This window comes from Algibacter sp. L3A6 (assembly GCF_009796825.1).
In the GTDB taxonomy this organism is placed as follows: domain Bacteria; phylum Bacteroidota; class Bacteroidia; order Flavobacteriales; family Flavobacteriaceae; genus Algibacter.
The window spans coordinates 823,411-842,066 of record NZ_CP047030.1 but is presented as its reverse complement, the minus strand read 5'-3'; the positions used below and the strand labels follow the sequence as shown (position 1 = coordinate 842,066).

Sequence of the window (18,656 nt, the reverse complement as noted above, 5' to 3'; positions counted from 1 at the left end):
ATCTTATTTTTAGGCAAGAATAAATTTTATTAATTTACTAACGATATTTGTTCTTTATTTTTTACTTATTTGAAATATTTTTATGAGCACAATTCGTATTAATAGCACAAAAGGAAACCCGTGTAAAACAACATCAAACCAATCTTTAAGTTTCATGCCTGTTGCTCCACCTAGTATCCATTTGAGTTTACCTAGAATATGAGGCTCAGGGAAAAAAGGCGCTAAACCTAAAGTTAAGCAAATTAGTAAAACAAGTTTCCAATCGTTCAGTACTTTCATTTTAACCGAGTATCGATTTTACAAATACATCCGTTTTGTTAACACCGTTTTCCGTAATGTGCTTTATAAAAGCACTACCAATAATGGCGCCTTTAGCGTGTTCGGTAGCCTGTGTAAAAGTTTCATTATCCGAAATTCCAAAACCAATAATCTGTGGGTTTTTTAGTTTCATTTTTGCAATACGCTCAAAATAGCTCATTTGTTCGTCTCCAAACCCAGAACTACTTCCTGTAACACTAGCGCTACTTACCATATAAATAAAGCCATTCGAGATAGAATCGATAAAATTAATACGCTCCACAGAGGTTTGTGGCGTAATTAAAAACACGTTTATCAGGCCGTATTTTTCAAAAGTCGCTTTGTACTCATCGTTATAAACATCTACAGGTAAATCTGGAATTATTAAGCCATCGATACCAATGTCCTGACATTTTTTACAAAACGCCTCCACACCATATTGCAACATTGGATTAAAATAGCCCATAATTATTAACGGAATAGATACCGTTTTTCTAATATCTTTTAACTGATCGAAAAGCACCTCGGTAGTCATACCATTTTTCAATGCTTGCGTAGAACTAGCTTGTATCGTTGGTCCATCGGCCAAAGGATCACTAAAAGGGAGTCCTATTTCTATCATGTCTACCCCGTTTTTTTCCAAACCTTCAATAATACCAACAGTATCGTCAATGCTTGGATATCCTGCCGTGAAGTATATAGACAGTAGTTTTTTATTTTCTTTGAGTTTAGTTTGAATACGATTCATTTTATTTTTATTTGGGCGTTACCCACAAGGGGTCGGGCTTTCACGAGTCGCTCTCTACGAGGAGCTCCAACAATCGCTCAATCCCTAACGCATTAGTAACGTCTGCTTGTTTATATTTTAAAATATTCAATATAATTCTGTAAATCCTTATCACCACGTCCTGAAAGACTCACAACAACCACGTCGTCTGGTTTAAAAGTTTTTTCTTCAAAAATAGCCAGCGCATGCGAACTCTCAATAGCCGGAATAATACCTTCTAGTTTACATAAATCCAAACCAGCCGTCATAGCTTGATCATCTGTAATCGACATAAATTCAGCACGTCCCGTTTTGCATAAATGTGCGTGCATTGGACCAACACCAGGATAATCTAAACCAGCCGAAATAGAGTAAGGCTCTGTAATCTGTCCATCTTTAGTTTGCATTAACAAGGTTTTACAACCATGAATAACACCTTCGTGCCCTAAAACAGAAGTAGCAGCACTCTCTCCAGAATCAACACCTAATCCAGCAGCTTCAACAGCAATAATTTTTACATCAAGTTCGTGTAAATAATGGTAGTATGTTCCGGCAGCATTACTTCCGCCGCCAATACAAGCCACAACATAATCAGGGTTTTCTCTCCCGATTTGTTCTTTTAATTGCCATTTTATTTCTTCGGAAATTATCGATTGAAATCTAGTAACCATATCTGGGTATGGGTGCGGTCCAATAGCCGATCCAATAATATAATGTGTATTCACAGGGTTGTTAATCCAATCGCGAATGGCTTCGTTTGTAGCATCTTTTAAAGTTCTACTTCCAGAAAGTGCAGGTACAACGGTAGCGCCTAACATTTTCATTCTGGCTACGTTTGGTGCTTGACGCGCAATATCAATTTCGCCCATGTAAACAATACATTCTAGTCCCATTAAAGCACAAACAGTAGCAGTGGCAACACCGTGTTGTCCTGCTCCAGTTTCAGCAATAATTCTAGTTTTACCTAAACGTTTGGCCATTAAAATTTGTCCAACCGTATTGTTTATTTTGTGTGCGCCAGTATGGTTTAAATCTTCACGCTTTAAATAGATTTTAGTGTTGTATTTTTCAGAAAGACGTTTAGCAAAATATAAAGGAGATGGGCGACCAACATAATCTTTTAAAAGTTGATCGAATTCCTTTTTGAAATCTGGTTCTGCCATCACTTTTAAATAGTTCTGGCGTAATTCTTCCACATTCGGGTAAAGCATTTCTGGAATAAATGCACCACCAAATTCGCCGTAATAGCCTTTTTCGTTTACGTTATAATTTTCCATATGTTTATTTAAATTTGAGTCTGTTCCATGGTTTCCATGGAAAAACAAATTTGTTTTAAAGTCTTTTAATAATTCTATATTTTTTAATCCCGGTTCTATTTCAAACTTACTATTTACATCTAGTGCATAACAGTATTTTGAAGCCGTACTTTGTTGAAACTTTTTAACGGCTTCAATTTCATCGAAACCAATACCTCCACTTAAAAAGAAGGGTTTAGTAGAAGGGTAGTTGCTTAATACATTCCAATCGAAAGTATAACCATTTCCGCCTGGGTGTTTTCCTTTGGTATCAAATAAAAAGTAATCGCAAACAGATTCGTAAGGTTTTAAAACCTCGAAATTGAATTCGTTTTTAATAGAGAATACTTTAATAATTTCTGATACTTTTCCTTTTAAGCTGGCACAATATTCTGGCGATTCTTCACCGTGTAATTGAACAGCTTGTAAGTTGAATGTTTTTATTTTTTCAATAACAACTTCTAAATCTTCATTAACAAAAACACCAGTTTTTTTTGCAGAACTTGATATTTCTGGAATCGATTTATCAAAATTTCTAGACGATTTATCGTAGAATATAAAGCCTAAATAGTCGGGCTGTAAAGCAGCGACTTCAGTTATATTCTCTTGATATTTCATTCCGCAAATTTTCAGTTTCATGATGTTCAATTTGTGTTGTTCTAAAAGAAATTTAGTGAAATTCTATTTATTCAATTGGTTTATAAACTCAGTAGCACTTGCCCCAGGATTGTCTGTTTTCATAAAGTTTTCACCTATTAAAAATCCTTGATATCCAAATGGCTGAAGTTCTTTAATGGCTTCAACGCTGCTTATGCCACTTTCTGATACTTTTACAAAATCGTTTGGTATCTGTGTGCTTAATAATTTACTAGTTTCTAAACTAACTTCAAAGGTTTTTAAATTTCTGTTATTTACACCAAGCATATCTAAGCTTGGCATAATAGATTTATGTAATTCCTCTTCGTTATGTACTTCTAAAAGCACATCTAGATTTAAGCTTTTTGCAAACTCAGAGAATTGTTTTATTTCGTCTCGAGAAAGAATAGCTGCAATAAGCAAAATAACATCGGCGCCATAAGCCTTGGCTTCTAGCATTTGATATTCATCGATTATAAATTCTTTTCTGAGTAATGGTAAGTTGCAACTTGCTCGTGCTGTTAATAAATCGTCTAGAGAGCCTCCAAAGTATTTTCCATCGGTTAGAACAGACATACCACAAACGCCAGCATCTTGATAGCCTTTTGCTACATCTTGAACGTTTAATCCGTTATTAATTACAGATTTTGATGGCGATCTGCGTTTATGTTCGGCTATAATTCCAGATTTACTGTTGCGTAAATTATTAGCAAGTGAAACGGTTTGTCTTCCAAATAAAACAGATTGTTCTAATTGAGAAACTGGGATTAAACTTTTACGAAGTTCAACTTCCTTACGTTTATCTAATGTTATTTTGTCTAAAATATTCATGTTCTAGTCTTGAAGCCTGAGTCTTAAGTTTTGAGTGAGCAAACTGCCAACCGAATACTATTAACTGCGGACTTTTTTTATTTACTTAACTCAATTAATTTATCTAAACTCGTTTTTGCTTTTCCTGAAAATAACGACTCTTTTGCTAGTTCAAAACCTTCTTGATGCGAAATTTGTTTTGAAGTGGCAATGGCTAAACCGGCGTTAGCACAAACCACGTTGTTTTGTGCTTCTGTTCCCTTTCCGTTAACGATGTCCACAAAGATATTGGCAGCATCTTTTATGGTATCGCCACCAAAAATATCACTTTGTCTTATTACTGAAATGCCTAAATCTTCTGGTGAAAAAAGTTTTTCTGTATGATTAGAAATAATTTTTGCTTTTCCTGTTAATGAAATTTCATCGTAACCATCTAAAGCATAAACGATGTTATAATTATGTCCTGTGTTTTGAAATAGGAAACTATAAAGTCTTAAAACTTCTAAATTGAAAACACCTAAAACATGATTTTTTGGAAACGATGGATTAACTAAAGGCCCGAGCATGTTAAAAAAAGTTTTAACACCGAGTTCTTTACGAATAGGCGCTACGTTTTTCATTGCTGGGTGAAATAACGGTGCATGTAAAATACATATCCCTGCTTGGTCTAAAGCGCGTTTTAAAAAATCTTCATTATTAGAAAATTTCACACCTAAATGCTCCATAACATTTGAAGATCCCGATGTTGACGATACACCGTAGTTACCGTGTTTAGAAACATGAACACCTGCTCCTGCCGTAATAAAAGCCGATAGGGTAGAGATGTTGAATGTGTTTTTGCCATCGCCACCAGTGCCTACAATATCGATAGCATTAAAATCGCTAAGATTCACCGGCAAACAAAGCTCTAGAAGTGCATCTCTAAAACCTTTTAGTTCTTCGAGAGTAATACTTCTCATCATGAAAACTGATAAAAAACATGCTATTTGGCTCGGGTTATACATATCGTGGGATATGTTGACTATAACTTGTTTAGCTTCTTCGGTAGAAAGGGTTTCGTGATTTATTAATCTATTTAGTAAATGTTTCATTTCTGTAAAAGAGATAATTGTTACTGGTTAATGGTTGTTTGCTAATTATGTTTTTCATCCGAGTAAGTACTACTTAACTACCACTGAAAACTGCGACTATTTTTTAATTTTCCACCCAGTTTTTTAATATTGCTTTTCCGTTAGGTGTTAAAACCGATTCTGGATGATATTGTACACCACGAACATCGTAAATTTTATGGCGTAAAGACATAATTTGTCCGTTAGCATCTACCGACGTTGCTTCTAAACTTTCTGGTAAATTTGGGTTAACTACCCACGAGTGGTAACGCCCAATTTCTATGTTTTTATCTAAACCTTTAAACAAGATTTCGTCGTCTACGGTTATAGTAACATTTGTTGCTACACCGTGATAAACGTCTTCTAGGTTTATAAGCGAACCTCCAAAAACTTCACCTATGGCTTGTTGACCAAGGCAAACACCTAAAATGCTTTTGGTTGGTGCGTAAGTTTCTATAATGGCTTTTAGTAAACCAGCTTCGTCTGGAATTCCTGGGCCTGGAGATAGTACGATTTTATGGAACGGTTTAACATCGTCTAGAGTGAGTTTGTCGTTACGTACTACGGTAACATCGCAGTTTAAATCTTCTAGGTAATGAACTAGGTTGTATGTGAAACTGTCGTAATTGTCTATGACTAGTACTTTCATATGTTTATTTTTTTTCAGATGACTCTGAATTTTATTCTTCTTTTTTTAGCTGAGTAAACACTGTTTACTGGAACTGTTCACTTTTCCTTAGGGCTACTCCCGCGTTAGGGATTGAGGCTTTGTTGAAGCTTTTTTTTGTTTTTCTCAAAAAAAGCGACTGCCGAAAGCCCGACCCTTTTCGGGTAACGCCCAAATTATTTTATATGTCTTCGGCTACTTTTATGGCTTTCGTTAATGCACCGAGTTTGTTAAATACTTCTTGTAGCTCACTTTCGGCATTGGATTTTGATACCATTCCGGCGCCTGCTTGCCAGTTTAATTTATAGTCTTTACTTAAAAAAGTACGGATCATGATGGCGTGGTTAAAATTGCCGTCGAAATCCATAAAACCTATGGCGCCGCCGTAATAGCCACGACTTGTTTTTTCGTATTGCTCTATAAGTTGCATAGCGCGGTGTTTTGGTGCGCCACTCAAGGTTCCTGCCGGAAACGTATCGGCCACAACTTGCATGGTTGAGGTGCTTTTGTGTTTTTTGCCAACAACTTTACTAACCAGGTGAATAACGTGCGAGAAAAACTGAACTTCGCGGTAGGTAACTACTTTTACTTCGCTGCCGTGACGACTTAAATCGTTTCGAGCAAGATCTACAAGCATGACGTGTTCGGCGTTTTCTTTGTCGTCTTTTTTTAGTTTTTCTGCTAATATTTCATCTTGTTCTTCGTCGCCTGTACGCTTAAAAGTTCCGGCAATAGGGTGGATTTCTGCCATACCATCGGAAACAATAAGTTGAGCTTCGGGCGAACTACCAAATATTTTAAAATCGCCATAATCGAAATAAAACAAGTATGGTGATGGGTTTATACTACGAAGGGCGCGATAGATATTGAAATCGTCGCCTGTGAATTCTTGTGAAAAACGACGTGATAATACGAGTTGAAAAACATCGCCTCGTGCACAGTGTTTACGTGCTAACTCAACTTGGTTTTTAAATTCGTCGTCGGTTAAATTAGATTGTATATCGCCTTTAGACTTGAAATTATAAGATGCAAAGTTTTGCACGTTTATAAGTTTATCAATGGCATCGATATTATTTTCGGCATCATCATAACAATGCGCGAAAATATAAGCTTCGTTTTTGTAATGGTTTATGGCAATGATGTTTTTGTAAACCGCATAATAGATATCTGGTATAACTACCGAGTTGTCTTTTTTGCTAATTTGTACATCTTCAAAATACCGTACGGCATTGTAAGCGGTGTAACCAAATATACCGTTGTTTATAAACTTAAAATCTTCGTCGGATTGTGGTTTAAAACGTTTGGTGAAATCGTGAATTTCATCGGCTACATTTATATCACTTGTAATATTAAGTGAGGTTGAACTGCCATCTGGAAAAGTTTGCGATATCACTTCATTCTCTACCTTTATAGAGGCAATAGGGTTGAAACAGATGTACGAGAAGTTTTTGTGACTTCTATGGTAGTCGCCACTTTCTAATAGAATACTGTTTGGGTATTTATCGCGTATTTTATAGTAAACAGATACAGGTGTAATAGTATCTGTTAATATTTTTTTGTGGTGTGTGTATAAATTAAATTTTTCCATTTATTGTTTTTTGTATTTCGGCAAATAGCCAAAAAGTGAACGATTTTAAAATAAAAAAAAGGCTTGTCGTGAATGACAAGCCTTTTGGATATTTTTAAGTTTTAAATATACTCGGGTTTCTTCACGAATTTTAGTTTCGAAAGCTCCACCACCAAGATTTATTTAAAAAAGTGTTCATTGTTATTTATTATGTTGGTTCAAATATAAAGATTGAAAAAGTATTAAACAAAACTTTATTCATTTTTTACGAAAAAAGGAAAAATAGCTTTAGTTTGTTAGGGATTCCCCTTTAAAAAAGACTGCTATAATAAGTACAGCAGTCTTGGTTGGTTACTAAGGGTTTAGGGAAACCCTACTTTGCTATTAACCTTAATTTTCTCAAAAGCGCAGTTAATTCCGCTTTTTCATTGGTGGTTAGGCCAGCCACTAATTCGTTTTCTGTTGTTGTTAATATTTCGTCTGTTCTTTTTAATAAATCTAAACCTACGTTGGTTATTGTTAAATCTATTTTACGTTTATTTTCTACGTTAATTACACGTCTTACACAGTTTTTAGCCTCTAGTTTATCTATTAATCGTGTGGTATTGCTCATTTTGGTAATCATATGTTCTTGAACTTCAGCCAAAGAAATAGGGTTGCCTCTTTGCCCACGTAAAATTCTAAGCACATTAAATTGTGGTTCAGAAATTCCGTAAGGCTTAAGTGCTGAATTCATTTTAGAACTCACCTCGTTTATTGTTTGTAATAAGCTAATAACCAATTTTTTATTTATAGGTAATTTAGAGTTGATATGTAGTGAATCGTCCATGTTATGTACCAGTTAAATAACTGTTGTACATACAAATGTATGTAAAATTTTGAGGAATTTTCCGTTTTTGTATAAAAGTTTGTTAAACAGGTAGAAAAGTAAAATAAGATGAATTAATTTTATAGTTATGAAACGATATCTCTTTGTAATAACCGTACTATTAATTGTTAGTTGCGGAAATAAAAATAAACAAAATAATGATTCAACTCAAGACGTAGAAGTGATCGGAATTCAGCCTGAAACAGAAAGCGATTTTAATCTTGAAGTTTATGATTTTGAGGGTTTAAAACCATTTTTGAATAAGCAAGATGATAAAATTCATGTTATTAATTTTTGGGCGACTTGGTGTGCGCCATGTGTTAAAGAATTGCCATATTTTGAAAAGCTGAAGTCTGAATACGGTAATAAGAACGTAGATTTTACATTGGTGAGTTTAGATTTTCCACATATGTATGATTCTAAATTGAAACCCTTTATTTTGAAACAACAATTGAAATCGAAAGTAATCGCTTTAGATGATGTTGATAGTAACTCTTGGATTCCGCAGGTCGATGAGGGTTGGTCGGGGTCGTTACCAGCAACAATAATCTATAAAAATGGAGAACGTAAGTTTTTTGAAAAATCTTTTACTTACGAAGAATTAGAATATGAATTAAAGCAATTTTTAAATTAAACATTATGAAAAAAACAATTAAAATAATGTCGGTAATTCTGGTAGTGCTTTGTGCAAGTGCATTTACCTTAAAAACATCTAACAGTGCTGGAGGTTATGGTATTGGTGATATTGCTGAAGATTTTTCTATGAAGAATATTGATGGAAAAATGGTTTCGCTTTCCGATTATAAAAATGCTAAAGGTTTTATAGTAACCTTTACTTGTAACACCTGCCCATATGCCGTAATGTACGAAGATCGTATTGTGGAGCTCGATAAAAAATATGCAAAGTTAGGTTACCCTGTAATTGCTATAATGCCTAATAACACAGATGTTATGCCTGGTGATAGTTTAGAAGCTATGAAAAAGCGTGCAGAAGAAAAAGGATTTACTTTCCCTTATTTAATAGACGAAAAGCAAGAAATCTACCCGAAATTTGGAGCAACAAAAACACCTCATGTTTTTATTTTACAGAAAACAGACCAAGGTAATGAGGTGAAATATATTGGGGCAATAGACGATAATTATAAGGATGCAAACGCCGTAACAACTAAATATGTTGAAAATGCTGTAGATGCTTTACTTAATGGAAAAGACGTTAAGGAAACAGAAACAAGAGCGATAGGTTGCGGTATAAAAGTATAATGAAGTGATATGATTATAAAGACTGATAAAAATCTGAGGTGTAATACTTCAGGTTTTTTTTCGTCTATCATGTTATAAATATTAAATTTGTTTTTAATAAAATATTAAACAAAAACCAACAACATAACAATGGAAGATTTAACACAAGAGGAGTGGACAGAGCAATTAGCTAAAGACGAGAATGCGGTAATTTTAGACGTAAGAACAGATGCTGAGGTGGCCGATGGTATTATTGCTGGCGCTAAGCATATCGATATATATAAAGGACAAGAATTTATAAGTGAAATAGAAGCGCTAGATAAAAGCAAAAACTATTACGTGTATTGCCGTTCTGGTAATCGTAGTGGGCAGGCTTGTGCTATTATGGATCAATTAGGTTTTGCTAATGCATATAATTTAGAAGGCGGCATGCTAGATTGGACTGGTGATGTTGTAGATTTATAATAGTTTATGAAGAAAATTTCAATACTGATAACCATCTTTTTTTGTGCTATTATGTTTAACTGTAAAGCACAAAATGATGATATAGTTACTAAAGTGACCCCAGAGGAATTAGTGGTGCTTTTGAAAGAGCAAAAAGAGATAAAATTAATTGATGTTAGAACACCAGAAGAGTATGGTGCGGGGCATATTTCTAGAGCAGAAAATATTAATTTTTTCTCTGAAAATTTTTCTGAATCTTTAGCAGAATTAGATAAGGAAGAACCATTGGTAATTTATTGTAAGTCAGGTCGAAGAAGCGGTAAAAGTGTCGCTACTTTTAAGGAATCAGGTTTTACAAAAATATACGAATTAGAAGGCGGTGTTTTAAATTGGAAATCTAAAAATTTTGAGGTTAAAACAAAATAACTTGTATTTTTTACGTTTATCTGTTTTTTCTTACTGATAGTCTTTTTTATTCTTCTATCATATTTGTTTTCGCTAACTTTATTTTGATTTAAAAATATAGTTTAACCTACTGGTTTTTAAGTTTTAATTCTAATTAATCCCTCATAGAATTTATGGAAAATGGTTATGTCATTATTGGTATAATAGCCCTGCTCTTTGTTAGTATGTATGGCTATTCGTATTGGTCCGTTTTTAAAGAAAAGGCCAGGCAAAAAGAAGAAGGCTTGCTACAAAGAGAGGCGCAAGAAAAGAGGCGTCAAGACCGAGTAGAAAAGCAAGAAGCTTTGTTAGAACGCGTTCGTATTTTTAATGAGCGTAAAGAAGAAAAACGAGCAGAAACTCGACTACTTCGCAAAGTAAAAACGGAGCAAAAAGTAAGTTAAGCTTCGTCTAAAATATTTTTTTATAAACCATGTATATTTTTAAAATGTACATGGTTTTTTTGTGTTCTAAAAAAACTTTTTTGAAAAATTATAATAATGAATAAAATTTAATTTCTATATTTGCATACCAGACCAGAACAGTATGGTTTTTTAAATATGAATTTTGAAATTAATATAAATAGCGAAACACCTAAGTATCAGCAGTTGGTTAATGCTATAAATAACGAGCTTGCAAATAATAGATTAACCAGTGGCGATGCCTTGCCGTCGGTAAATGCGGTATGTAAATCTCTTCAGCTTTCTCGCGATACTGTTTTTAAAGCCTATTCTATTTTAAAGGAGCATGGTGTAATCGAGTCTGTGCCAAACAAAGGTTATTATGTAGCCAATGAAACACGTAAAGTGTTATTGCTTTTAGATACTTTTAAAGCTTATAAGGAAGTATTGTATCATTCTTTTGTAAATAATTTACCCGAAAATGTTATTACCGATATTCAGTTTCATCATTATAATATAGATAATTTTAAAACCATTATTAATAACAGTAAAGGCAAGTATTATAAATACGTGGTAATGACTTTCGATAATAAAGAAGTTGCTGAGGTTCTGTCCGATATTGACGATAGTAAACTGTTATTAATAGATTGGAATGTACATGCTAAAAAGAACAATAACTTTGTTTTTCAAGATTTCGGAAAATCATTTTACACTACATTAAAGGAGGCGACGCCAGCTTTTCAGAAATACAAAAAAATAATACTTGTTTATCCAACATTTACGCATCACCCTATAGAAACGGTAAAATATTTTAAAACCTACTGTAAAGAAGCAGGTTTTAATTTTGATATTATTACCAACCCAAAAGAATTTATCATTAAAAAGAACGAAGCTTATATTAGTGTTAGCGATCGTGTTTTAGGCTTTTTTCTAGAGCAATGCCGTAGTAATAATTATGAGCCAGGTACAGATGTTGGGTTTTTATCATATAATGAAACACCTATGAAACAATTTATCTACAAAGGTATTTCGGTTATTTCAACAGATTTTAAAGTGCTAGGTGCCAAAGCGGCGAGTTTTGTAAGCGAAGACACAGTTATTCAAGAATACATACCAACCAAACTAATTTTAAGAGACTCATTATAATGAATTACAACTTAGGAATCGACATTGGCAGTTCGTCAATAAAAGTCGCGTTAGTAGAAACAGAAACAGGTAAAAGTTTAGGCGTAGTACAAGAGCCTAAAGAAGAAATGGGCATGTTTGCGCAAAAAAACGGCTGGGCCGAGCAAAAACCAAACGATTGGTGGATGCATATTTGCAATGCCATTACACGTTTAAAAAAGCAATATAATGTTAGCCGTACAGAAATAAAGGGTATTGGTATTTCTTACCAAATGCACGGTTTGGTTGTGGTCGATAAAAATGGAGAGCCATTGCGTAAAAGTATCATTTGGTGCGATAGTCGTGCGGTAGAAATCGGTCATAAAGCTTTCGCTGAAGTTGGTGAGGCTAAATGTGCCGAGCATTTACTTAATTCTCCAGCAAACTTTACAGCTTCAAAATTAAAATGGGTAAAAGATAACGAGCCCGATATTTATAGCAAAATTCACAAATTTATGTTGCCTGGCGATTATGTGGCGTATAAATTTTCAAATAAAATAAATACAACAATTTCAGGGCTTTCCGAAGGTATCTTTTGGGATTTTAAAAACGATAGCGTAGCTAATTTTCTATTAGAACATTATGGTATTAGTGCAGATTTAATTCCAGACATTGTAGATACTTTTGCTAACCAATCTCAAGTTGATGAGCATGGCGAGCAAGAAAGTGGAATTGCAGCAGGTACACCAATTTATTACCGCGCCGGAGATCAACCAAATAATGCACTGTCTCTAAATGTTTTTAATCCAGGCGAAGTAGCTGCAACCGGCGGAACATCTGGTGTAGTGTATGCTGTAACCGACAGTCTTTCGGGTAAAGAAAGCACGCGAGTAAATAATTTTGCACACGTAAACTATACCAAAGAAAATAAAAATATAGGTAAGCTATTAAACATCAATGGAGCAGGAATACAATACCGCTGGTTATTAAATAACCTCGATGTAAGCTCTTACGAAGAGATGAATAATATTGCATCCGAGATTCCAATCGGGTCAGATGGAGTATGCATTTTGCCATTCGGAAACGGTGCCGAGCGTATGTTAAACAACAAAAGTATTGGCACACGTATGGTAAACGTAAACCTTAACAATCATAACAAAGCACATCTATGTCGGGCTGCTTTGGAAGGTATTGCCTTTTCATTTTTATATGGCATGGAAATTTTAAAATCCGATGGTATTAAAGCTAGCGTAATCCGTGCCGGAAACGATAACTTATTCCGTTCCGAGATTTTTGCAAACACCGTAGCAACCCTAATTGGGCAAGAAATAGAAATCTATAATACCACCGGAGCTATTGGTGCGGCACGTGCGGCAAACCTACATAAAGGCGATTTTGAAGCCTTTGGAAAAACCATAATGGACAACGATCATGTTATGACGTTTATGCCGTTTAAAGACAAAACACCATACACCGAAGCATATAATAACTGGAAAAAAGAACTAGAACTCGTATTAAATAAATAAAATAAGGGCGTTACCACAAGGGGCGGGCTTTACGTTACAAGTCCTCGCGCTTCCTGCGTCAGGCTGTGGGCTTTTCACTGCAATCCCTAACGCAAACAAACATTAGAAAATAAAAAATAATATCAACAAATAATTTAACATTATGGCTACTAAAGAATATTTTAAAGGCATTAGCAACATTAAGTTTGAAGGTAAGGAATCTGATAATCCATTAGCATTCAAATATTACAATCCAGACCAGGTTGTAGCAGGAAAAACCATGAAAGAATGGTTTAAATTTTCAATTGCTTACTGGCATACATTCTGTGGGCAAGGTGGTGATCCATTTGGTCCAGGAACACAAAGTTTTGAGTGGGATAAATCATCAGATCCAATTCAAGCGGCAAAAGATAAAGCCGATGCTGCTTTCGAATTTATTGGGAAAATGGGCTTCGATTATTTCTGTTTTCACGATTTCGATTTAATTCAAGAAGGTGCAACATTTGCAGAGTCAGAAAGTAGATTAGAGACTATTACAGATTACATAAAAGGTAAACAAGCCGAAAGTGGTGTCAAATTACTTTGGGGAACAGCAAACTGTTTTTCTAACCCACGTTACATGAACGGTGCTTCTACAAATCCAGATTTTGATGTGGTAGCTAGAGCAGGCGGGCAAGTAAAATTAGCTTTAGATGCGACTATTAAATTAGGTGGTGAAAACTACGTGTTCTGGGGAGGTCGTGAAGGTTACATGTCTTTATTAAATACCGATATGGGACGTGAATTAGACCACATGGGACAATTTTTGACCATGGCTAGAGATTACGCAAGGGCACAAGGTTTTAAAGGTAATTTCTTTATTGAGCCTAAGCCAATGGAGCCATCTAAACACCAATACGATTTCGATTCGGCTACAGCTATCGGTTTCTTAAGAGAATATGGTTTAGATAAGGATTTCAAAATAAACATAGAAGTAAACCATGCTACATTGGCACAACATACATTTCAACACGAAATCGAAACGGCTGCAAAAGCTGGTATGTTAGGTAGTTTAGATGCTAACCGCGGTGATTACCAAAATGGCTGGGATACGGATCAATTTCCAAACAACATTCAAGAAACAACAGAGGCTATGTTAGTTTTTATGAAAGCCGGTGGTTTACAAGGTGGAGGTGTTAATTTTGACGCTAAAATTAGAAGAAACTCAACAGATTTAGACGATGTGTTCCATGCACATATTGGTGGAGCAGATACTTTTGCTAGAGCATTATTAACAGCCGATAAAATTATTACAGATTCAGCTTACGATAAATTACGTACAGAGCGCTACAGTTCTTTCGATGCTGGAAAAGGTAAAGATTTTGAAGCCGGTAAATTAAACTTACAAGATTTATATAAAATTGCTCAAGATAATGGTGAGTTGCAATTACAAAGCGGTAAGCAAGAATTATTTGAGAATATTATCAATCAGTATATCTAGATTCTAGAATAAGAGAATAGAATTCATTTTAAAAGAGCTCGAAAATCATTAGGTTTTCGGGCTTTTTTAATTCAATAACTCTCTTTTTTCTGTTATTTTAAAACAGCGTTCTTCTCCTAAAAATAATGGATCTCCATATTTTTCAGACCAAAAACCTTCGAGTAAATCGGGTGTTAGGCATTTGTAAACCACAACGCCTTTGTATATTTTGCGGTCTTCACCTTCATAATTAAAATTAATAACGAGTATGTTGTTTTTAAAAAAACCGGTTCCGGTTTGTGTCTGTGAGTTTCCAATAATCCATTGCGCTTCAATTCTTTGGTTTGCATCAATAGATAGATTAAGATGGCCTTGGTAAGGTGTTTTTTCTTCATCTTGATTAAAACCTTCAATAGTATATTTTCCGATGATGTCGTTTACAGTCATATTGGGCAAAGTTATTGATTTTAAGTAACGAATTCCTTAGAAAGTTTGGATAACTATTCTAGAAATGTTTAAATTGGAGTATTATTGCATAACTGATTTCTTACGGGAATCAAATTAATTTAAAAATTAAATTTTGATTAAATACGTTTGCTTTTTATTGTTTTCTATGAGTTTGTTTGCTCAAGACATTAGTATACCTACTAAGTTTTTAGAAGATGGTAACTTATATAAAAACTTAGACAAGACCTCAAATCAATTATCAGAACCTGTAGTGGCGTTCAGCATAAATGATAAATGTGTTGTTATTGGTTTTTTAGGAAGAGATAATTATAAAGTTCGGTTTAAAGAATGGGAAGGTATTGTTAAGGATATCGACTTGTTGGTTACCGAAAAAATGACCGATTTATATTTCGATTTTCAAGAAAAAGAAAGCTTAAAAGCTATTGAGTTAGAGAAAAAACGAAAGCAAGAAATGCAAGAGCTTATTGAATATGGCGAAGTGCTTTCGGATGAAAAAAGACAAAAAATAATAAATGATTCCATAGCAGAAAGAAAAGCTGAGAATCTTGAGAAATTAAGAATAGCAGATTCTATTGCTCAGGTAAAAGCTGTGGAGCAAAAAGAACTAGCGCGTATGCGTGCGGAATCAGCAAAGCAAGCAGAAGCGTTGGAGGCAAAACGAGTTAGTGATTCTATTGCTAAAGTAAAGGAAGTTGAGCGTTTACGTTTAGAAAACATAAAGACTCAAGAATTAAAATTTGCTGCGGAGCGAGAAGCACAACGTGTAAAAGATTCTGTAGCTAAAGCCAAAGCCGAAGAGAAAGCGCGTTTGGAAAAAGAGCAAGCTTTAAAGTTGAAACAAGAAGCAGAACAGGAAGTACAACGTGTAAAAGATTCCATCGCTCAAGCAAAAGTGGCGGAGAAAGAACGCTTAGAATTAGAAAAACAAGAGGCCAAAGCTTTAAAAAAAGTAGAACAAATAGAGGCTCAGCGTATTGAGGATTCTATAGCTAAAGCAGAAGAAGCAGAAAAGGAAAGATTAGAGTTTGAAAAAGAACAAGCTACTATTAGAAAAAAAGAAGCGGAACTTGAAACAAAACGCGTTAACGACTCTATCGCTCAGGCAAAAGTAGCCGAGAAAGAACGCTTAGATTTAGAAAAAGAACGTGCTGAGGCTTTGAAAAAGGCAGAGGAACTAGAAGCTCAGCGTATTGCAGATTCTAGAGCAAAAGCAGAAGCAGAAGAAAAACAACGTTTAGAAAATGAAAAAGCAGAAGCTCTAAAACAAGCCGAAGCCTTAGAGGCTAAACGTGTTGCAGATTCTATTGCAAAAGCAGCTAAAGAAAAAGAAATACTGCTCAAATATGAAAGAGCTGAAGCTTTAAAACGTGCCGAAGCAATGGCCTTAAAAAAGGCAGAAGATCTAAGAATAAAACAAGTAAAAGATTCTATTACTCAAGCTAACGAGGCGGCAAAGCAACGTTTAGAGTTAGAGCGTTTGGAGGCTTTAAAGCGAGAAGCTGAATTAGCAGAAATTCGTAAAAAAGATTCTGTTATAGCGGCAAAAGCAGCTGAGAATAAACGTTTGGAGCAAGAGAGATTAGAAGCTTTAGCTTTAAAGCAAGCCGCTGAGTTAGAAGTTAAGCGTGTTAGCGATTCTATTATAAAAGCAGAAGAAGATGAGAAAAAACGTTTAGTTTTTGAAAGAGAAAAAGCAAAAGCGCAAGAACGCTCGGCGAAGCTAGAGGCTATGCGCATAAAAGATTCTCTAGATTTAGCGCAAGTAGCCGAGAATAAACGATTAGAAATTGAAAGAGAAAATGCAAAGGCTCAAAAAATAGCGGCAGAGTTGGAAGCTAGTCAGTTAAAAAAAGCTCTAGAAAAAGCAGAAGAAGAGGCTTTGAAAAAAGAACGTTTAGCAATTGCTCGTAATGAAGCTTTAAAGCTTCAGGCAGAGCAGGAAGCTACGCGAATTAGTGATTCTATAAGTAAAGCTAACGCAGCGCATATTAAACGTTTAGAAAGTGAACATGCCTTGGCTCTACAAGAAGCAGAAAAGCAAAAGGCTTTAAATAATCAAGCAGATGCTATAAAGCAGGCCGTTGAGCTAGAAGCTAATAGAATTAGAGATTCCATAGCTCAGGTTAATGCTGTAAAAGAGGGTGATAGCAACCGTATTGCCGAAAATCAAAACTCGGAACGCATGCAATTTCGTAATAATTGTCATTATTTATTAGATGAATATGATGATTTTACTAAAAAAACAACCATAAAAACAGAGGCTTATACTATTAGCGAAAAGGTAAATATTGAGCTATTTAAATACGGTAAAAAGATTTCGGTTTTCATTAATGCTTCTATAGATTTAGGCTGCGTAAGTTATTTATCTAACAGCCGTTCTAATGTGGTGGTGCAGTTAGAAAATAATCAATCTGTAACCTTGTATCACTCATGGAATATGGAATGTGGTGAGTTTTTGTTTAAGGCAGATTTAACGAAGGCGCAAATTCTAAATTTAGAAAAATCGCCTATAAAATCGCTTAAATTAAGAGGTACAAAAGGTATTAGAGAAATTGATAATATAAGTTACAAAGAATTTTTTATGGATAAGCTTAGGTGTGTTGAGTAGAAATATGCAATAGTTTTTTGTTTTTCCTTTTAAAAACGGGGAATCTTTGAGTATTTATTTAAAAAAGGGTGTTTTCCCTCTTATGCGCTAATTTTATAGTAGTTAACTTTGAGGTTACATAAAATCAATGTAATATGAAATCTTTTAATCCATTTTTAATTATTCCCTTACTGTTGTTTGCTTTTATTTTTTCTAGCGGTGCGCTAAAAGGAGAAGAGCCTATAGAAGATATTAAACCCCAAGACGATATACTTAAAAAGCATTTAATCTCTTCCGCACAAGGTAAAGAAATGTTTGCTGAATTTGATAAAAATAGAGTTCAAGTTCTCGATTCCAAACTTCAAGATTTATACAGAGACCGTAATTTTGAGGATACTAAGTTTATTTGGTATTCTTTAGATGAAATTAAGGCGTATTTAAAGTATATTGAATCTATTCAAAAAGCAAATCCAAAACAAGATGTTTCTGGTCTTAGAATATATTTTGCAGCTTATCCTAATTCTGAGAAATTTGAAAGCGGAAGAACGATTAATCACCCTAAACAGCAAACCGTTTTTATGATACCTACTGTTGCTGTAGAAGGAGGAGATAAAGAGTATAACAACTTAAACCATTTGCCATTTATTATACAATCTAGTGCTTCAAATAAATTAGAAGGTCAGTTTGAAATAGTAGAAGAGTTTATGGATGGTCATAACAAAAAAGAACGTCTGGAATTGTTTAGAAAACAAGCCAAGAAGATTGAAAAAGCTAGCGTAGGTTTTAATGTTAGTTTATTTTCTAGCGATACTGAAGAAACCAGTACCATTTATAACGAAGGTGAAATGACGCCTCCACCCTACAAAGATTAATATAACCTATAAGAAAACATATGATTTTAGACCTTTCGTTTATTACAATAAGAAGTTCAATAAAGTATATAGAGCTTCTTGCTGCTATTGTAGGATCTTTTTATTTCTATAAGTATAA

Annotated in this window: 19 protein-coding genes and 1 pseudogene; 10 read left to right on the top strand and 10 right to left on the bottom strand. The window is 34.5% G+C overall.

Translation table 11 applies throughout. The features are described 5' to 3' along the window. Positions 1–54 precede the first annotated feature (54 nt). The 9 genes and pseudogenes from GQR98_RS03425 to GQR98_RS03390 form a co-directional block, all read right to left on the bottom strand. Positions 55–279, bottom strand: coding sequence for a hypothetical protein (locus GQR98_RS03425; RefSeq protein WP_159018293.1), 225 nt, complete (start codon positions 277–279; stop codon positions 55–57). Between the two features lies 1 nt (position 280). After that, on the bottom strand, positions 281–1,045 hold the full coding sequence (gene trpA, locus GQR98_RS03420) for a tryptophan synthase subunit alpha (protein WP_159018292.1): 765 nt from the start codon (positions 1,043–1,045) through the stop codon (positions 281–283). 110 nt (positions 1,046–1,155) lie between these two features. After that, positions 1,156–2,340, bottom strand: coding sequence for a tryptophan synthase subunit beta (gene trpB / locus GQR98_RS19120; protein ID WP_233268104.1), 1,185 nt, complete (start codon positions 2,338–2,340; stop codon positions 1,156–1,158). 69 nt (positions 2,341–2,409) lie between these two features. Continuing rightward, positions 2,410–2,976 (bottom strand): annotated as a pseudogene (locus tag GQR98_RS19115) (phosphoribosylanthranilate isomerase); the annotation flags it as partial. 63 nt (positions 2,977–3,039) lie between these two features. After that, positions 3,040–3,825, bottom strand: a complete 786-nt coding sequence (trpC, locus tag GQR98_RS03410; RefSeq protein WP_159018290.1) for an indole-3-glycerol phosphate synthase TrpC — start codon at positions 3,823–3,825, stop codon at positions 3,040–3,042. A gap of 77 nt (positions 3,826–3,902) precedes the next feature. Next, entirely contained in the window at positions 3,903–4,895 is a 993-nt protein-coding gene (gene trpD / locus GQR98_RS03405; RefSeq protein WP_159018289.1) for an anthranilate phosphoribosyltransferase, read from the bottom strand. 103 nt (positions 4,896–4,998) lie between these two features. Then, a complete protein-coding gene (locus GQR98_RS03400; protein ID WP_159018288.1) occupies positions 4,999–5,562 on the bottom strand; it encodes an anthranilate synthase component II in 564 nt (187 codons plus the stop codon). A 199-nt stretch (positions 5,563–5,761) separates the two neighbouring features. Then, positions 5,762–7,168: an anthranilate synthase component I family protein gene (locus tag GQR98_RS03395; RefSeq protein WP_159018287.1), complete on the bottom strand. Its 1,407-nt coding sequence runs from the start codon at positions 7,166–7,168 to the stop codon at positions 5,762–5,764. 352 nt (positions 7,169–7,520) lie between these two features. Then, entirely contained in the window at positions 7,521–7,976 is a 456-nt protein-coding gene (locus GQR98_RS03390; RefSeq protein ID WP_159018286.1) for a MarR family winged helix-turn-helix transcriptional regulator, read from the bottom strand. Positions 7,977–8,103: 127 nt separating this feature from the next. On the opposite strand from GQR98_RS03390, the gene GQR98_RS03385 reads away from it, so the two are divergent. The 8 genes from GQR98_RS03385 (at position 8,104) to xylA (ending at position 14,632) form a co-directional block, all read left to right on the top strand. Beyond that, a complete protein-coding gene (locus GQR98_RS03385; RefSeq protein WP_159018285.1) occupies positions 8,104–8,649 on the top strand; it encodes a TlpA family protein disulfide reductase in 546 nt (181 codons plus the stop codon). Positions 8,650–8,654: 5 nt separating this feature from the next. After that, complete coding sequence (locus tag GQR98_RS03380; protein ID WP_159018284.1) at positions 8,655–9,275, top strand: thioredoxin family protein; 621 nt, start codon at positions 8,655–8,657, stop codon at positions 9,273–9,275. A 129-nt stretch (positions 9,276–9,404) separates the two neighbouring features. After that, a complete protein-coding gene (locus GQR98_RS03375; protein WP_159018283.1) occupies positions 9,405–9,719 on the top strand; it encodes a rhodanese-like domain-containing protein in 315 nt (104 codons plus the stop codon). Between the two features lie 6 nt (positions 9,720–9,725). Next, positions 9,726–10,124 (top strand): rhodanese-like domain-containing protein, encoded by a 399-nt coding sequence (locus GQR98_RS03370; protein WP_159018282.1) that lies wholly within the window; start codon positions 9,726–9,728, stop codon positions 10,122–10,124. Between the two features lie 152 nt (positions 10,125–10,276). Next, a complete protein-coding gene (locus tag GQR98_RS03365; protein WP_159018281.1) occupies positions 10,277–10,546 on the top strand; it encodes a hypothetical protein in 270 nt (89 codons plus the stop codon). A gap of 156 nt (positions 10,547–10,702) precedes the next feature. Next, positions 10,703–11,689 (top strand): GntR family transcriptional regulator, encoded by a 987-nt coding sequence (locus GQR98_RS03360; protein ID WP_159018280.1) that lies wholly within the window; start codon positions 10,703–10,705, stop codon positions 11,687–11,689. Continuing rightward, on the top strand, positions 11,689–13,173 hold the full coding sequence (locus tag GQR98_RS03355; protein WP_159018279.1) for a xylulokinase: 1,485 nt from the start codon (positions 11,689–11,691) through the stop codon (positions 13,171–13,173). Before GQR98_RS03360 ends, GQR98_RS03355 begins: the two co-directional genes overlap by 1 nt. Before the next feature lie 142 nt (positions 13,174–13,315). Further along, positions 13,316–14,632: a xylose isomerase gene (gene xylA, locus GQR98_RS03350; protein ID WP_159018278.1), complete on the top strand. Its 1,317-nt coding sequence runs from the start codon at positions 13,316–13,318 to the stop codon at positions 14,630–14,632. 66 nt (positions 14,633–14,698) lie between these two features. Here xylA and GQR98_RS03345 read toward each other — a convergent pair whose 3' ends face one another. Further along, a complete protein-coding gene (locus GQR98_RS03345; RefSeq protein ID WP_159018277.1) occupies positions 14,699–15,058 on the bottom strand; it encodes a hypothetical protein in 360 nt (119 codons plus the stop codon). Positions 15,059–15,191: 133 nt separating this feature from the next. Here GQR98_RS03345 and GQR98_RS03340 point away from each other — a divergent pair, with 133 nt between their 5' ends. Together GQR98_RS03340 and GQR98_RS03335 are read left to right on the top strand one after the other, a co-directional pair. Continuing rightward, on the top strand, positions 15,192–17,687 hold the full coding sequence (locus tag GQR98_RS03340; RefSeq protein WP_159018276.1) for a hypothetical protein: 2,496 nt from the start codon (positions 15,192–15,194) through the stop codon (positions 17,685–17,687). A gap of 134 nt (positions 17,688–17,821) precedes the next feature. Next, positions 17,822–18,538 (top strand): hypothetical protein, encoded by a 717-nt coding sequence (locus GQR98_RS03335; RefSeq protein WP_159018275.1) that lies wholly within the window; start codon positions 17,822–17,824, stop codon positions 18,536–18,538. The last annotated feature ends 118 nt before the right edge of the window (positions 18,539–18,656 follow it).

Bases quoted from the DNA above. Each gene is read 5' to 3' on its own strand.
- GQR98_RS03345 (WP_159018277.1), bottom strand. From the start codon at position 15,058: ATGACTGTAAACGACATCATCGGAAAATATACTATTGAAGGTTTTAAT.
- GQR98_RS03375 (WP_159018283.1), top strand. From the start codon at position 9,405: ATGGAAGATTTAACACAAGAGGAGTGGACAGAGCAATTAGCTAAAGAC.
- GQR98_RS03370 (WP_159018282.1), top strand. From the start codon at position 9,726: ATGAAGAAAATTTCAATACTGATAACCATCTTTTTTTGTGCTATTATG.
- trpD (WP_159018289.1), bottom strand. From the start codon at position 4,895: ATGAAACATTTACTAAATAGATTAATAAATCACGAAACCCTTTCTACC.
- trpC (WP_159018290.1), bottom strand. From the start codon at position 3,825: ATGAATATTTTAGACAAAATAACATTAGATAAACGTAAGGAAGTTGAA.
- GQR98_RS03395 (WP_159018287.1), bottom strand. From the start codon at position 7,168: ATGGAAAAATTTAATTTATACACACACCACAAAAAAATATTAACAGAT.
- GQR98_RS03335 (WP_159018275.1), top strand. From the start codon at position 17,822: ATGAAATCTTTTAATCCATTTTTAATTATTCCCTTACTGTTGTTTGCT.
- trpB (WP_233268104.1), bottom strand. From the start codon at position 2,340: ATGGAAAATTATAACGTAAACGAAAAAGGCTATTACGGCGAATTTGGT.
- trpA (WP_159018292.1), bottom strand. From the start codon at position 1,045: ATGAATCGTATTCAAACTAAACTCAAAGAAAATAAAAAACTACTGTCT.
- xylA (WP_159018278.1), top strand. From the start codon at position 13,316: ATGGCTACTAAAGAATATTTTAAAGGCATTAGCAACATTAAGTTTGAA.
- GQR98_RS03385 (WP_159018285.1), top strand. From the start codon at position 8,104: ATGAAACGATATCTCTTTGTAATAACCGTACTATTAATTGTTAGTTGC.
- GQR98_RS03390 (WP_159018286.1), bottom strand. From the start codon at position 7,976: ATGGACGATTCACTACATATCAACTCTAAATTACCTATAAATAAAAAA.
- GQR98_RS03380 (WP_159018284.1), top strand. From the start codon at position 8,655: ATGAAAAAAACAATTAAAATAATGTCGGTAATTCTGGTAGTGCTTTGT.
- GQR98_RS03355 (WP_159018279.1), top strand. From the start codon at position 11,689: ATGAATTACAACTTAGGAATCGACATTGGCAGTTCGTCAATAAAAGTC.
- GQR98_RS03400 (WP_159018288.1), bottom strand. From the start codon at position 5,562: ATGAAAGTACTAGTCATAGACAATTACGACAGTTTCACATACAACCTA.
- GQR98_RS03365 (WP_159018281.1), top strand. From the start codon at position 10,277: ATGGAAAATGGTTATGTCATTATTGGTATAATAGCCCTGCTCTTTGTT.
- GQR98_RS03360 (WP_159018280.1), top strand. From the start codon at position 10,703: ATGAATTTTGAAATTAATATAAATAGCGAAACACCTAAGTATCAGCAG.
- GQR98_RS03425 (WP_159018293.1), bottom strand. From the start codon at position 279: ATGAAAGTACTGAACGATTGGAAACTTGTTTTACTAATTTGCTTAACT.